The sequence below is a fragment of the Streptomyces flaveolus genome, assembly GCF_014648815.1.
GTDB lineage: Bacteria > Actinomycetota > Actinomycetes > Streptomycetales > Streptomycetaceae > Streptomyces > Streptomyces flaveolus.
In genome coordinates this window covers 98,259-111,744 of the sequence record NZ_BMRV01000001.1, presented here as the reverse complement: position 1 = coordinate 111,744, position 13,486 = coordinate 98,259, and the positions used below count along the sequence as shown (strand labels likewise).

Annotated in this window: 14 protein-coding genes; 9 read left to right on the top strand and 5 right to left on the bottom strand. The window is 71.8% G+C overall.

Going from position 1 to position 13,486, the window contains the following annotated elements:
• Positions 1 to 11 precede the first annotated feature (11 nt).
• Positions 12 to 1,430 (top strand): hypothetical protein, encoded by a 1,419-nt coding sequence (locus IEZ05_RS00495; RefSeq protein ID WP_229869544.1) that lies wholly within the window; start codon positions 12 to 14, stop codon positions 1,428 to 1,430.
• Positions 1,431 to 1,670: 240 nt separating this feature from the next.
• Here IEZ05_RS00495 and IEZ05_RS00490 read toward each other — a convergent pair whose 3' ends face one another.
• Entirely contained in the window at positions 1,671 to 2,606 is a 936-nt protein-coding gene (locus IEZ05_RS00490; protein WP_229869543.1) for an MmyB family transcriptional regulator, read from the bottom strand.
• 113 nt (positions 2,607 to 2,719) lie between these two features.
• On the opposite strand from IEZ05_RS00490, the gene IEZ05_RS00485 reads away from it, so the two are divergent.
• Together IEZ05_RS00485 and IEZ05_RS00480 are read left to right on the top strand one after the other, a co-directional pair.
• Complete coding sequence (locus tag IEZ05_RS00485; RefSeq protein WP_229869542.1) at positions 2,720 to 4,156, top strand: MFS transporter; 1,437 nt, start codon at positions 2,720 to 2,722, stop codon at positions 4,154 to 4,156.
• Positions 4,157 to 4,239: 83 nt separating this feature from the next.
• A complete protein-coding gene (locus IEZ05_RS00480) occupies positions 4,240 to 5,385 on the top strand; it encodes a serine hydrolase domain-containing protein (RefSeq protein WP_189228534.1) in 1,146 nt (381 codons plus the stop codon).
• A gap of 119 nt (positions 5,386 to 5,504) precedes the next feature.
• Here the strand turns inward: IEZ05_RS00480 and IEZ05_RS00475 are convergent, their stop codons facing one another.
• Positions 5,505 to 6,887 (bottom strand): glycine--tRNA ligase, encoded by a 1,383-nt coding sequence (locus IEZ05_RS00475; protein ID WP_189227910.1) that lies wholly within the window; start codon positions 6,885 to 6,887, stop codon positions 5,505 to 5,507.
• A 149-nt stretch (positions 6,888 to 7,036) separates the two neighbouring features.
• On the opposite strand from IEZ05_RS00475, the gene IEZ05_RS00470 reads away from it, so the two are divergent.
• The 4 genes from IEZ05_RS00470 to IEZ05_RS00455 are packed head-to-tail and all read left to right on the top strand — an operon-like array spanning position 7,037 to position 10,207.
• Positions 7,037 to 8,029, top strand: coding sequence for a zinc ABC transporter substrate-binding protein (locus IEZ05_RS00470; RefSeq protein ID WP_189227909.1), 993 nt, complete (start codon positions 7,037 to 7,039; stop codon positions 8,027 to 8,029).
• 29 nt (positions 8,030 to 8,058) lie between these two features.
• Positions 8,059 to 8,826 carry a metal ABC transporter ATP-binding protein gene (locus IEZ05_RS00465; RefSeq protein ID WP_189227908.1) on the top strand — a complete coding sequence of 256 codons (768 nt, stop codon included), beginning with the start codon at positions 8,059 to 8,061 and terminating at the stop codon, positions 8,824 to 8,826.
• Positions 8,826 to 9,728, top strand: a complete 903-nt coding sequence (locus tag IEZ05_RS00460) for a metal ABC transporter permease (RefSeq protein ID WP_189227907.1) — start codon at positions 8,826 to 8,828, stop codon at positions 9,726 to 9,728. Before IEZ05_RS00465 ends, IEZ05_RS00460 begins: the two co-directional genes overlap by 1 nt.
• A 59-nt stretch (positions 9,729 to 9,787) precedes the next feature.
• On the top strand, positions 9,788 to 10,207 hold the full coding sequence (locus IEZ05_RS00455) for a Fur family transcriptional regulator (protein WP_189227906.1): 420 nt from the start codon (positions 9,788 to 9,790) through the stop codon (positions 10,205 to 10,207).
• Positions 10,208 to 10,266: 59 nt separating this feature from the next.
• On the opposite strand, the gene IEZ05_RS00450 is transcribed toward IEZ05_RS00455, so the two are convergent.
• The 3 genes from IEZ05_RS00450 to IEZ05_RS00440 are packed head-to-tail and all read right to left on the bottom strand — an operon-like array spanning position 10,267 to position 12,138.
• On the bottom strand, positions 10,267 to 11,118 hold the full coding sequence (locus IEZ05_RS00450) for an isoprenyl transferase (protein WP_189227905.1): 852 nt from the start codon (positions 11,116 to 11,118) through the stop codon (positions 10,267 to 10,269).
• A 32-nt stretch (positions 11,119 to 11,150) separates the two neighbouring features.
• Positions 11,151 to 11,900: a DNA repair protein RecO gene (gene recO, locus IEZ05_RS00445; RefSeq protein WP_189227904.1), complete on the bottom strand. Its 750-nt coding sequence runs from the start codon at positions 11,898 to 11,900 to the stop codon at positions 11,151 to 11,153.
• A gap of 22 nt (positions 11,901 to 11,922) precedes the next feature.
• Positions 11,923 to 12,138, bottom strand: coding sequence for a hypothetical protein (locus IEZ05_RS00440; protein ID WP_189227903.1), 216 nt, complete (start codon positions 12,136 to 12,138; stop codon positions 11,923 to 11,925).
• A 318-nt stretch (positions 12,139 to 12,456) separates the two neighbouring features.
• On the opposite strand from IEZ05_RS00440, the gene IEZ05_RS00435 reads away from it, so the two are divergent.
• Positions 12,457 to 13,290, top strand: coding sequence for a helix-turn-helix domain-containing protein (locus tag IEZ05_RS00435; RefSeq protein ID WP_189227902.1), 834 nt, complete (start codon positions 12,457 to 12,459; stop codon positions 13,288 to 13,290).
• Positions 13,272 to 13,466, top strand: a complete 195-nt coding sequence (locus IEZ05_RS00430; RefSeq protein WP_189227901.1) for a DUF397 domain-containing protein — start codon at positions 13,272 to 13,274, stop codon at positions 13,464 to 13,466. The genes IEZ05_RS00435 and IEZ05_RS00430 overlap by 19 nt, the downstream gene beginning before the upstream one ends.
• The last annotated feature ends 20 nt before the right edge of the window (positions 13,467 to 13,486 follow it).

The window sequence follows — 13,486 nt, the reverse complement described above, 5'->3', positions numbered from 1 at the left end:
CCGCTTTTCGGGTGCGTTTGCCTGCGGCGCGCTTCGCGCGGGTGCCCGTGGCCGCGCCGGGCTTCGCGGCGGCGGACCGCCGCCCGGACGTCGCTGATCCACTGGTGCCCGCGGCGCGCTTCGCGGGGGTGCTCGTCGACGCGTTGGTCTTCGCGGCGGCGGACTTCCGGGCGGACGTGCCGGTCGCGGTGGCCTTCGCCGCGGTGGTCTTGCCGGCGGCGGACTTCCGCGCGGCGACCCCGGTCGCGGTGGCCTTCGCCGCGGTCTTCCCCGTGGCGGACTTCCGCGCGGTGGTGCCGGTCGCGGTGGCCTTCTGTGCGGCGGCCCTGGTCGCCGTGCTCTTCGCCGCGACGGCCTTCTGCGCCGCGGCCCTGGTCGCGGTGCTCTTCTGCGCGGCGGTCCCGGCCGGGGTGGCCTTCGCCGCAACCGCCTTGGCGGCGGACTTCGCGGTCGCGGACTTCCGCGCGGCGGCCCTGGTCGCGGTGCTCTTCCGCGCCGCGGCACCGGTGGCGGTGGCCTTCCGCACGGCGGTCCCGGTCGCGGTGCCCCGCTGTGCGGCGACGCTGGTCGCGGCACTCTTCACCGCGGTCTTCCGCCCGGCCCCCTTGGCCGCGGCGCTCTTCACCGCGGCCCCCGACGTGGTCCCGCCCGACCGGCTCGCCGCCGTCTTGGCCCCGGCCGACCCGCTCCCGGCCGACTTGACCCCGGCCGACCCGGCCCCCGCCGACCCGCTCGCCGCCGACCTCGCCCCGCCCGCCCCCTTCGCAGCCGACCTCGACGCGGCCGACTTAGTCCCGGCCGACCCGGCCCCCGCCGACCCGCTCGCCGCCGCCTTCGTCCCCGCCGACTCACTCGCCGCCGCCTTCGTCCCCGCCGACTCACTCGCCGCCGCCTTCGTCCCCGCCGACCCGCTCGCCGCCGCCTTCGTCCCGGCCGACCCGCTCGCCGCCGCCTTCGTCCCGGCCGACCCGCTCGCCGCCGCCTTCGTCCCGGCCGACCCGCTCGCCGCCGTCTTCGTCCCGGCCGACGTACTGCGCGCCGGCTTCGGGGCAACCGTCTTGCCCGCAACCGTCGCCCCCGCCGCCGACCTGCTCGCGGCCCGCTTCGCCGCGGCGCTCTTCCTGGCGGCGCCGGCCTCGGTGGCCGCGCTCCTCGTCGTCGTCTTCTTCGCGGCGTTCCGCCTCGCCGCCACGCTGCCCGCGGTGGCGCTCCCGCCGGAGGCACCCGCACCCGTCACCGCGTTCCGCTTCGCCGCGACGCTGCCCGTGGGGGCGTCCGCGCCGGAGGCCACCCGTGCCGCCTCCGACTCCGCTTCGGTCTCCGGGGACTCCTCCTGCCGTGGCCGCGTCAGCCACGCCACCGCCGCTCCGGTGAGCGCCACCGGCCACTCCACCAAACCGGCGACGCCGAGCACTCCGGCCCCGGTGTAGACGACCAGCCGCCGCCCGCGCGGCGACACGGCCCCGATCATGTCCAGCGCGCCCTCGGCCGCCCGGCCGACCGTCCCGGCGCCCGGCACCTTCCGCAGCGCCGATGCGGCCGCGTGCAACGGCCGCGGGAGCGTCTGCGCCGACTTCTGCTCAGCCATGACTGTCCTCGCCCTGTGCGAACTGACGAAACCCTGGGAACATCACCTTCCGCATATCCCCGGGTTCCCGCACTTCGGGCGGTCATCCCGGCGACGTCGCTCCACGCTCCAGGGCGATCGCGTGCAGCCTCTCCAGCCGCTCCCGCGAGGCCTCGTCGGCCGGCGCGTACGTCACCATGCGCGGCCCCGGCTCCGGTCCGAGCCACAGGTCGGTGTGGTCGACCCGGATGCGGCCCACGTACCGATTGAGGAACTCCTTGCGCTTGCTGCGGTGGGCGACCACCTCGTACCGCTCCCAGGCCTCCTGGAACTCGGCGGACTCCGCCCGCAGCCGCTTCAGCAGCATCTTCCAGGCGGGCTCGGTGAGATGACCGGCCATCGTGGCGCGGAACCGGGCGGCCATCAGCCGCTGGGTCTCCTCCAGATGGACGATGGACGACCGCCAGTCGTCGTGGGTGAAGGAAAGGATCATGCAGTTGCGGTCCTCGGGCGGCACCGCGTCCAGGTCGCACAGCAGCAGCCCGTACGTGCGGTTGTGGGCGAGGATGTCGTACCGGCTGTTCTGCACGCACGCCGGATACGGCTCGAACTGCTCCAACAGGGCGCGCACCGCCGGTGAGATCGACGGGCAGGCCGTCGCCGGCGTCGGGTCGACGGCTCCGGCGAGCCGGAAGAGGTGGGCGCGCTCGGTCGGGTCGAGCAGCAGCGCGCGGGCGAGGGCGTCGAGGACCTGCACGGAGACCTGGATGTCCCGGGCCTGTTCGAGCCACGTGTACCAGGTGACGCCGACGGCCGAGAGCTGGGCGACCTCCTCGCGGCGCAGCCCCGGTGTGCGGCGCCGGCGTCCGCGGGGCAGCCCGACCTGTTCGGGGGCGATGCGTTCGCGGCGGCTGCGCAGGAAGGCGGCGAGTTCGTGCCGCCGGACCTGCGACGCCCCCTCCACCGGCCGTGGCTCCGTCTCCCGGGCGGCCGTCGCCCGGACCGCCACTCCCGTGCTTTCCTGGGCCGTCGTCGTCATGCCTCCAGGGTGCCGCTCACCGGATCCTGTTGCCAGGTACTCCTGCTACCAGGACAAGAAGACTCTGGTACCGGTCTGGCGGGCGCCGCAGTCTCGATTCCGTGACCGAAACCATGACTTCACGTCCCGTCCGGCCGGCGGACGCGGCGCCACCCGCGCTCAGCGGGGCCGGACTGTTCACGGTGCTGCTGGCCGCGGCACTCCCCCTCGTCGACTTCTTCATCGTCAACGTCGCCCTGCCCACCATCGGCACCGACCTGTCCGCGGGCGAGTCGGTCCTCGAACTCGTCGTCGCCGGGTACGGGGTGGCGTACGCCGTCCTGCTCGTCCTCGGCGGCCGGCTCGGCGACCTGTTCGGCCGGCGACGGATGTTCCTGGGCGGCATGGCCGCCTTCGGCCTGACCTCGCTGGCGTGCGGTCTGGCGCCGGACGCCTGGACGCTGGTGGCGGCGCGGGTGGCGCAGGGCGCCTCGGCCGCCGCGATGCTGCCGCAGGTGCTGGCCACCATCCAGGCGACCACCTCCGGTACCCGGCGGGCCCGGGCCATGGGCCTGTACGGGGCCACGGCCGGCCTGTCGATGGTGGCCGGCCAGATCCTGGGCGGTGTGCTGGTGGCCGCCACGCCTTTGTCCTTTTTGTTTGGCGCGGGCACCGGCTGGCGTTCCGTCTTCCTGGTGAACGTCCCGGTCGTGCTGGTGGGCCTGCTGCTGGCCGCGCGCGCGGTCCCGGAGACCCGTTCGGCGCGCCCGGAGCCGGTGGACGGTCCCGGCACGGTGCTGCTGGCCGCCTCGCTCCTCACCCTGCTGGTCCCGCTCACCGAGGGCCGGACGGCGGGCTGGCCGCTGTGGACGTGGCTGTCGCTGGCGGCGTTCCCGTTCACGGCGGCGGCGTTCTACGCGGTGGAGCGCCGGGCGGACCGGGCGGGCCGCACGCCGCTGGTGCCGCCGAGCCTGTTCGCGCTGACCTCGCTGCGGCGCGGGCTGCTGCTGATCGTGCCGTTCTCGGTCGGCTTCAGCGGTTTCATGTTCGTCATCGCGGTCGCGCTCCAGCAGGGCGCGGGCCTCGGCCCGGTGGCGGCGGGGACGGCGCTGGCGCCGCTGGCGGTGGTGTTCTTCTTCGTCTCCCTCGCCGGTCCCCGGCTGGTCGCCCGGTACGGCACCCGGGTGGTGCCGGCGGGCGCCGTGCTCCAGGGCGTGGGCCTGGCCCTGATGGCGCTGGCCGCCTGGCGTTCCTGGCCGGACCTCGGCCTGGTCGAGCTCATGCCGGGCGCGGCGGTCGCCGGGGCCGGGCAGGCGCTCCAGCTCCCGGTGGTCTTCCGGGTCGTCCTGTCGGAGGTGCCGCCCGCCCGTGCGGGTGTCGGCAGCGGCGTCATGATGACCACGCAGCAGTCGTCCCTGGCGCTCGGGGTGGCCGCGCTGGGCACGCTGTTCCTGTCCCTGGTGCCGGGCCTGGGCATGCGGGACGCCCTGGTGACGACGCTGCTGGTGCAGTTGGCGGCGGTGGCGCTGACGGGGTTGCTGAGCCTGCGCCTGCCGCGGACGATCGGCTGAGGCGGCCGGCCGCCGATGAGTTGCGGACGCGACCGGAGTCGTCACCCCGACCACGACGAACCGGAGGCCCGCCCATGAACGACGTGAGCGCACTGCGCAGCACCCTGCAACGGCACGTGGACGACGGCACGGTGCCGGGTGCCGTGGCCCTGGTGGCCCGCGGTGACGACGTGGAGGTGGTGACCGTCGGCCAGGTGGACGCCGACGGCACGGCCCCCATGGCGCGGGAGAGCCTCTTCCGGATCGCGTCGCTGACGAAGCCGATCACGGCCGCGGCCGTGCTGGCACTGGTCGACGACGGGCTGCTGGGGCTGGCCGACCCGGTGGACGCGTGGCTGCCGGAGCTGTCGAAGCCGAGGGTGCTGCGCACCCCGTCCGCCGCCCTGGACGACGTGGTCCCGGCGGAGCGTGCGATCACTGTCGAGGACCTGCTCAGCTCCCGGGCGGGATGGGGCTTCCCGGCGGACTTCTCGCTGCCCGGCGTGCAGGCGCTGTTCGCGGCCCACCAAGGCGGACTCGAACCGCAGCGGGCACCGGCGCCGGACGAGTGGCTGGCGGGCCTGGCCCGCGTGCCGCTGCTGCACCAGCCGGGGGCGGCCTGGCTGTACAACACCTGCTCCGACCTGCAGGGCGTGCTGATCGCCCGGGTCACCGGCCGGCCGCTGCCGGACGTCCTGGCGGAGCGCCTGCTGGAGCCGGTCGGCATGGTGGACACGGCCTTCGAGGTGCCGTCCGGGAAGCGGGACCGCTTCACCACCCTCTACCGGCCCGATCCGTCCGGGGCGCTGGAACCGATGGACGTGCCCGACGGCCAGTGGAGCCGTGTCCCGGCCTTCCCGTCCGGGGCGGGCGGGCTGGTCTCGACGGTGGACGACTGGCTGGCCTTCGCGCGCATGCTGCTCGCGCAGGGCGCGGTGGACGGCCGGCAGGTCCTCTCCGCCGCTTCGGTCCGCCGCATGACCACCGACCACCTGACGCCCGGACAGCGCGAGGCGGGCCGTCTCTTCCTGCTGGGCCAGGGCTGGGGCTACGGCGGTCAGGTCGACGTGGACCGGACGGAGCCGTGGAACGTGCCCGGCCGCTACGGCTGGGTCGGTGGCAGCGGCACCTCGGCCCACCTGGTCCCCGCCACCGGGACGACGGCGGTCCTGCTCACCCAGGTGGCCATGACGAACCCGGACCCGACGCCGCTGATGCGGGCGTTCTGGCGGTGCACGGCCGACGTCTGACGCCCGGCCGCGCAAACAGAAGAGCCCACCCTCCAGCCGACCGAGTCGGGTGGAGGGTGGGCACAGGTCCGGGGGTCCAGGGGGCCGGAGCCCCCTGGTACCTCAACCGAGACGAACGGTCAGCAGCCGACGAGCCGGGCCGCGAGGTACCCCTCGATCTGGTCCAGCGACACGCGTTCCTGCTTCATGGTGTCCCGCTCCCGCACGGTCACCGCGTTGTCCTCGAGCGTGTCGAAGTCGACGGTGACGCAGAACGGCGTACCGATCTCGTCCTGGCGACGGTACCGGCGCCCGATCGCACCGGCGTCGTCGAACTCGATGTTCCAGTTCTGCCGCAGCGCCTGCGCGAGCCCCTTCGCCTTCGGCGACAGCTCCGGGTTGCGGGACAGCGGCAGGACCGCGACCTTCACCGGCGCCAGGCGCGGGTCGAGGCGCAGCACGGTGCGCTTCTCCAGCTTGCCCTTGGCGTTCGGCGCCTCGTCCTCGACGTACGCGTCGAGCAGGAAGGCGAGCATCGCCCGGCCGACACCGGCCGCCGGCTCGATGACGTACGGCGTCCAGCGCTCGCCGGCCTCCTGGTCGAAGTAGGAGAGGTCCTGGCCGGAGGCCTTGGAGTGCGCGCCGAGGTCGTAGTCGGTGCGGTTGGCGACACCCTCCAGCTCGCCCCACTCGCTCCCGCCGAAGGAGAACCGGTACTCGATGTCGGCGGTGCGCTTGGAGTAGTGGGAGAGCTTCTCCTTCGGGTGCTCGTACCAGCGCATGTTCTCTTCGCGCAGGCCCAGGCCGGTGTACCAGTTCCAGCGCTGCTCCATCCAGTACTCCTGCCACTTCTCGTCCTCGCCCGGCTTGACGAAGAACTCCATCTCCATCTGCTCGAACTCGCGGGTGCGGAAGATGAAGTTGCCGGGCGTGATCTCGTTGCGGAAGGACTTGCCCATCTGGGCGATGCCGAACGGCGGCTTGCGGCGCGAAGTGGTCTGCACCTGGCCGAAGTTGGTGAAGATGCCCTGGGCGGTCTCGGGCCGCAGGTAGGCGACGGAGCCGCTGTCCTGGGTCGGGCCGAGGTGGGTGGAGAGCAGGCCGGAGAACTGCTTGGGCTCGGTGAAGGTGCCCTTGTTGCCGCAGTTGGGGCAGTTGAGGTCGGCGAGGCCGTTCTCGGGGGCGTGCCCCTTCTTCTCCTCGTACGCCTCCTCCAGGTGGTCCGCGCGGAACCGCTTGTGGCAGGAGGTGCACTCGGTCAGTGGGTCCGTGAAGGTGGCGACGTGACCGGAGGCGACCCAGACCTCGGGGGCCAGGATCACGGACGAGTCGATACCGACGACGTCCTCGCGCGAGGTGACCATGTAGCGCCACCACTGGCGCTTGAGGTTCTCCTTGAGCTCGACACCCAGCGGACCGTAGTCCCAGGCGGCGCGCTGACCGCCGTAGATCTCACTGCAGGGGAATACGAAGCCACGGCGCTTGCTCAGGCTGACGATGGTGTCGATCTTGTCGGCGGCCACGGTGCTCTCTTCATTACGACGACGGGCGACGAAGCGAGATGCTTCCAGAGAATGCCTCAGGTTACCGGCGCGGGACGCCCCCCGGCCAAATCGGGGGCCGTTCGGGGGCTTGTTGACAACGGTTTCCAGATTCGTTGAAAATGAGTGTCATGAACGTACGACGACGCCGCATATCCGGCATAGCGGTCACCGCGGCCACCGCACTCGGTCTCGGGACCCTCTCGGCCTGCTCCAGCGACACCGCGGCGGCGGGCAACACGGACAAGTTCGACGTCGTCGCGTCGTTCTACCCGATGGCCTTCCTCGCCGAGCAGATCGGCGGAGACCACGTCAACGTCACCAGCCTCACCGGGCCCGGCCAGGAGCCGCACGACCTCGAGGTCAGCACCAAGCAGCGGGCGCAGCTGGAGGAGTCGGACGCGGCGCTCTACCTCAAGGGTCTCCAGCCCGCCGTCGACGAGGCCGTCACCCAGTCCGGGATCGAGACGAAGATCGACGCGGCCTCCCTGACCTCCCTGGAGGAGCACGGCAACGAGGTCGGCGGCCACGCGGCCGAGCACGACCACGCGGCCGAGGAGGACGAGCACGGCCACGACCACGACCACGGCGAGGAAGCCGGCGGCAAGGACCCCCACATCTGGCTCGACCCGGTCAAGTACGCCGAGGTCGCCGAGGGCGTCGGCAAGGCCTTCGAGAAGGCCGACCCCGACCACGCCGCCGACTACAAGAAGAACACCGCGGCCCTGGTCAAGAAGCTCGGCGACCTGAACACGGAGTTCGAGACCGGGCTGAAGGACACGAAGACCAAGGTCTTCATCACCACGCACGCCGCCTTCGGCTACCTCGCCGAGCGCTACGGCCTCACCGAGGAGGCCATCAGCGGCCTCGACCCCGAGTCCGAGCCCAGCGCCGCCCGGATCAAGGACCTCGAGAAGATGGCCGCCGCCGACGGCGTCTCCACCGTCTTCTACGAGACGCTCGTCAGCGACAAGACCGCGAAGACGGTCGCCAAGGACGCGAACCTCAAGACGGACGTCCTCGACCCGATCGAGGGCATCACCGACCGGTCCCGGGGCGACGACTACTTCCAGGTCATGGAAGCCAACCTCAAGGCCCTGCAGACGGCCCTGGGCGCCAAGTGACCGACCAGACCGACCAGCCGGAGGGTGGCATGACCGAGTCCGTCATCGCACTGCGCGGCGTCCGCGCCGACCTCGGCTCGCGCCCCGTCCTGCGCGGCATCGACCTCACCGTGCGCCGCGGCGAGGTCGTGGCCCTGCTCGGCGCCAACGGCTCAGGCAAGTCCACGGCCGTGCGCACGATCATCGGCCAGGTGCCGACCGTCGCCGGGGAGATCGAGCTGTTCGGCACCCCGCGGCACCGGTTCCGCGACTGGGCGCGCGTGGGCTACGTCCCGCAGCGCACCACGGCCGCGGGCGGCGTGCCCGCCACGGTGACCGAGGTCGTCTCCTCCGGCAGGCTCTCCCGCGCCCGCTTCGGCGTCCTGCGCAAGGCCGACCACGAGGCGGTGCGCCGGGCCCTCGACCTGGTCGGCATGGCGGACCGGGCCAAGGACTCCGTGAACGCCCTCTCCGGCGGCCAGCACCAGCGCGTGCTGATCGCCCGCGCGCTCGCCTCCGATCCCGAGCTGCTGATCATGGACGAGCCGATGGCGGGCGTCGACCTGGCCAGCCAGGAAGTCCTGGCCGCCACGCTGCGCGAGCAGGTCGCGGCCGGCACCACCGTCCTCCTCGTCCTGCACGAGCTGGGCCCCCTGGAGCCCCTGATCGACCGGGCCGTCGTCCTGCGCGACGGCTGCGTGCTGCACGACGGCCCGCCCCCGAAGGCCGTCGGCCAGCACGCCCTGCCCGGCCACGACCACGTACACCCGCACGCACCCGCGGGCGCCGAACCGATCCGCACGGGACTGCTGAGCTGATGGAACTCCTGAACTACGCCTTCATGCAGCGGGCGCTGCTGGCGGCCGTCCTGGTCGGCATCACCGCCCCCGCCGTCGGCATCTACCTCGTCCAGCGCCGCCAGGCCCTCATGGGCGACGGCATCGGCCACGTGGCCATGACCGGCGTCGGCCTCGGCTTCCTGCTCTCCTGGTCCCCGGTGTGGATGGCGACCCTGGTCTCCGTCCTCGGCGCCGTCCTCATGGAGCTGATCCGCTGGTACGGCCGCACCCGCGGCGACATCGCCCTCGCCATGCTCTTCTACGGCGGCATGGCCGGCGGCGTGATGTTCATCAACCTCGCGCCGACCGGCTCCAACGCCAACCTCACCTCGTACCTCTTCGGCTCCCTGTCGACGGTCTCCGAGTCCGACGTGACCGCGATCTGCGTCCTGGCCGCCTTCGTGGTGCTGGTCACCCTGGGGCTGCGCCGCCAACTGTTCGCGGTCAGCCAGGACGAGGAGTTCGCCCGGGTCACCGGGCTGCCGGTGCGCGCGCTGAACCTGCTGACCGCCGTCACGGCCGCGGTCACGGTCACGGTCGCGATGCGCGTCGTCGGCCTGCTGCTGGTGTCCGCGCTGATGGTGGTCCCGGTGGCCGCCGCCCAGCAGCTCAGCCGCAGCTTCGCCGCGACGTTCGCGATCGCCGTGGCGATCGGCGTGACCGTGACGATCGGCGGCACGGTGACGTCCTACTACCAGGACGTGCCGCCCGGCGCGACGATCGTGCTGCTCACCATCGGCGCGTTCATCCTGCTGACCGCGCTGGCCACCCCGCTGGCCCGGCGACGCGCGCGGGCCGCCGCCCTCGCCCGCTCCGCCGGGGATCCCGCGGAGTGCCGGATTCCGGCCTCCCGCGGGTCCGGCGACGAAGTCGGCGTCTGACCGCTGACAGCCGGGGCTGGCACAATGGCCCCGGCAGTGCAGACGTGAGGAGGCACCCCGTGACGACCGCTGGACCGCCCGTGAAGGGCCGCGCCACCCGGCAGCGGGCCGCCGTGGCGGCGGCCCTCCAGGAGGTCGAGGAGTTCCGCAGCGCGCAGGAGCTCCACGACATGCTCAAACACAAGGGCGACTCGGTGGGGCTCACCACGGTCTACCGCACGTTGCAGTCCCTCGCCGACGCCGGTGAGGTCGACGTCCTGCGCACCGCGGAAGGGGAGTCCGTCTACCGCCGCTGCTCCAGCGACGACCATCACCACCACCTGGTGTGCCGGATCTGCGGCAAGGCCGTCGAGGTCGAGGGCCCCGCGGTGGAGAAGTGGGCGGAGGCCATCGCCGCCGAGCACGGATACGTCAACGTGGCGCACACCGTGGAGATCTTCGGCACCTGCGCGGACTGCGCGAGCGCCTCCGGCGGCTGAGCCGCCGAGGGCCCGGGGCTCAGCCCCGGGCCCCTTCATCGGCCTGAACGGCCTCGTCCTCAAACGCCGGACGGGCTGGAACCTTCCGTCCGGCCCTCCATGGCGAGCAGCTCCTCGTTGGGGATGGCGCCGCCGAAGCGGCGGTCCCGGGAGGCGAACTCCAGGCACGCCCGCCACAGGTCACGCCGGTCGAAGTCCGGCCACAGCACGTCCTGGAACACCATCTCCGCGTACGCGCTCTGCCACAGCAGGTAGTTCGACGTCCGCTGCTCCCCGCTCGGCCGCAGGAACAGGTCCACGTCCGGCATGTCCGGGTAGTACAGGTACTTCGCGAGGGTCTTCTCGTTGACCTTGGACGGGTCGAGCCGCCCCGCCCGCACGTCCTCGGCGAGGGCCTGCGCCGCGTCCGCGATCTCCGCACGGCCGCCGTAGTTCATGCAGAAGTACAGCGTGAGCCGGTCGTTGTCCTTCGTCTGCTCCTGGGCGACCTGGAGCTCCTTGGCCACCGACTTCCACAGCTTGGGCATCCGCCCCGCCCAGCGCACCCGCACCCCGAGCTCGTCGAGGGTGTCGCGGGACTTGCGGATGAAGTCGCGGTTGAAGTTCATCAGGAAGCGCACCTCCTCCGGCGAGCGCTTCCAGTTCTCGGTGGAGAAGGCGTACAGGGAGATGTTCCCGACACCCATCTCGATCGCCCCCTGGAGGACGTCCATCACCTGCTCGGCACCGACCTTGTGCCCCTCGGTGCGCGGCAGGCCGCGCTCCTTGGCCCAGCGCCCGTTGCCGTCCATGACGATCGCCACATGCTCCGGCACCAGCTCACCGAGCTTCGGGGGCCGCGCGCCGGACGGGTGCGGCTCCGGCGTCCTGTACTCCCGGCGCTGACGCCCCAGGAAACCGCGTACGGCCATGTGTCTCTCGTCTCCTCGTGCTCTACCTGTGTCTAGGACTTCTCGACGTACCGCAGGGACCGCAGGCCGCGCTCCAGGTGCCAGTGCAGGTACGCGGACACCAGCCCGCTCCCCTCCCGGACGTACCGCGCCTCGCAGGCGTCCGCGGTCCCCCAGTCTCCCGTGAGCAGCGCACCGAGCAGTCCCAGGGCCTGCGGCGAGGGTACGACGCTGCCGGGCACCCGGCAGTCGGCGCAGACGGAACCGCCCGATCCGACCGAGAAGAACCGGTTCGGTCCCGGCATGCCGCACTTCGCGCAGTCGCCGAAGGTCGGCGCGTACCCGTTCACGGCGAGGGAACGCAGCAGGAACGCGTCGAGGACGAGGTTCGGCGCGTGCTCGCCCCGGGCGAGGGTCCGCAGCGCACCGACCAGCAGCAGGTACTGCTGCACGGCCGGCTCGCCCTCGTGGTCCGTGAACCGCTCGGCGGTCTCCAGCATGGCCGTCCCGGCGGTGTACCGGCCGTAGTCCGTGACGATCCCGCCGCCGTACGGCGCGATGGTCTCGCTCTGCGTGCACAGCGGCAGCCCGCGCCCGACCAGCTCGCTGCTCTTCGAGAAGAACTGCACGTCCACGTGCGAGAACGGCTCCAGCCGCGCCCCGAACTTCGACTTCGTGCGGCGCACCCCGCGCGCCACGGCGCGTACGCGGCCGTGACCGCGCGTGAGCAAGGTGATGATCCGGTCCGCCTCACCCAGCTTCTGGGTGCGCAGCACGATGCCGTCGTCGCGGAACAGACTCATGGAGCCCATTCTCGCGCATGCCTCAAGGCACCTCGCCACGACTTCGTGCGTTGGTGTACGCCGTGGCCGCGCTGAGCCGCTCGGCCGGGGTGGCGTGGCGTACGTCACCCGGCTCGGCGTCCCACTCGCGCCCCCCGCCGTACGGCCGCATCTGGACGTACGGGCCCTCGTGCCCCATGACGATGCCGACCCGCCCCGTGCGGGTGTCGACCGCGTAGGAACCGATCGGCGGCATCATCGCAGCACCGCCGCGAGCCGACGCGCGGTCTCCACGGAACATCGTCCCAATTCGATGAGCGGACACGGTGCCTCCCGCGCAAGACTCACCGGGTCGATCCCGAGTGACGGCAGGATAATTCCTGCCCTCACGAGTGCCGCGCGCAATTCTTTCACCGTGTCCTCCGCTTCTTCGACGCAGTGCGCCGAGTGTGTTGGCTCCACCGTGTTCCCCTCCTGTTTCCTGTTTCACTCTTCGTGCCTCCAGAATGCCTCCCTGCAACTACACTCGGTAGGAGTCTGTGCACTACAAGTGCTGGTCAGCGCAAGGGGTTTGGTTATGGCCAACGGTTCGCGGCAGGCGGCCTGGGAGTTCTTCGGCACGGAACTCAAGCGGCGCCGGGAGGATGCCGGGATCACCCAAGTGGAGCTGGGCGCACGGGTATTTGTGTCCGGCGGCTACATCGGCCAGTTCGAACAGGCGATTCGCAAACCACAGTTGGACGTGGCGCAGCGGATTGACGCGGTACTGCAAACCGACGGTATTTTCGAGCGGCTGTGCCGGAAGCTGATTGATGACCCGCGGTATGCGGATTACTTCGCGGGGGTCGTTGAGCTGGAGCGGCTGGCCGTGCGGATCTGCGAGTTCGCGCCGACGGTGGTTCCGGGCCTGGTCCAGACCAAGGAGTACGCACGCGCGGTCACGATCGCTGCGAATCCGTTCAAACCGGATTCCTACGTGGACGAGATCGTCACCGCCCGCTTGGAGCGGTCGCTGATCCTCGACGACGCTGCACGGCCCGAGTATTGGGTGACCCTGCACGAGAACGCGTTGCGCGTCCCGGTGGGCGGCCCGCACGCGATGGGTGCGCAACTGGAGCACATCGCACGGCTTATGCGCGAGCGCACGGCGTGGGTGACGGTGCTGCCGTACACGGCGGGGGCCCATGCGGCCATGAACGGATCTCTGAAGCTGATGGAGTTCGAGGACGCACCCCAGGTCGCCTATACAGAGACGTCGTTCTCAGGAACGCTGGTGGACGATCCAGCCGTGGTGAAGCGGGCGCAGCGCGCATACGATCTGCTCAGGGTCGCCACGCTGTCGCCAGAGGCGTCCCTTGCCCTGATCGAATCGGCGGCGGAGGACTTCAGACGATGCGCGAGTACGACCTGAGCAACGCCCGCTGGACGAAGAGCACCTACAGCAACGGCGAAGGCGGAGACTGCGTCGAGGTCGCCGACGGAGTCCCCGGCGTCATGCCCGTACGGGACAGCAAGGTGGCCGACGGGCCCGTCGTGTTCGTCGGGCCGGCCGCCTGGGGGGAGTTCGTCAGGGGGCTGGTGGGGTAAACCCCAAGCCTTTTCAGGTT

What these genes read in the sequence shown, in the direction of transcription:
- IEZ05_RS00490 (WP_229869543.1), bottom strand. Translation starts at nt 2,606, where the DNA reads ATGACGACGACGGCCCAGGAAAGCACGGGAGTGGCGGTCCGGGCGACG.
- IEZ05_RS00485 (WP_229869542.1), top strand. Translation starts at nt 2,720, where the DNA reads ATGACTTCACGTCCCGTCCGGCCGGCGGACGCGGCGCCACCCGCGCTC.
- IEZ05_RS00470 (WP_189227909.1), top strand. Translation starts at nt 7,037, where the DNA reads ATGAACGTACGACGACGCCGCATATCCGGCATAGCGGTCACCGCGGCC.
- IEZ05_RS00465 (WP_189227908.1), top strand. Translation starts at nt 8,059, where the DNA reads ATGACCGAGTCCGTCATCGCACTGCGCGGCGTCCGCGCCGACCTCGGC.
- IEZ05_RS00460 (WP_189227907.1), top strand. Translation starts at nt 8,826, where the DNA reads ATGGAACTCCTGAACTACGCCTTCATGCAGCGGGCGCTGCTGGCGGCC.
- IEZ05_RS00450 (WP_189227905.1), bottom strand. Translation starts at nt 11,118, where the DNA reads ATGGCCGTACGCGGTTTCCTGGGGCGTCAGCGCCGGGAGTACAGGACG.
- recO (WP_189227904.1), bottom strand. Translation starts at nt 11,900, where the DNA reads ATGAGTCTGTTCCGCGACGACGGCATCGTGCTGCGCACCCAGAAGCTG.
- IEZ05_RS00440 (WP_189227903.1), bottom strand. Translation starts at nt 12,138, where the DNA reads ATGATGCCGCCGATCGGTTCCTACGCGGTCGACACCCGCACGGGGCGG.
- IEZ05_RS00435 (WP_189227902.1), top strand. Translation starts at nt 12,457, where the DNA reads ATGGCCAACGGTTCGCGGCAGGCGGCCTGGGAGTTCTTCGGCACGGAA.
- IEZ05_RS00430 (WP_189227901.1), top strand. Translation starts at nt 13,272, where the DNA reads ATGCGCGAGTACGACCTGAGCAACGCCCGCTGGACGAAGAGCACCTAC.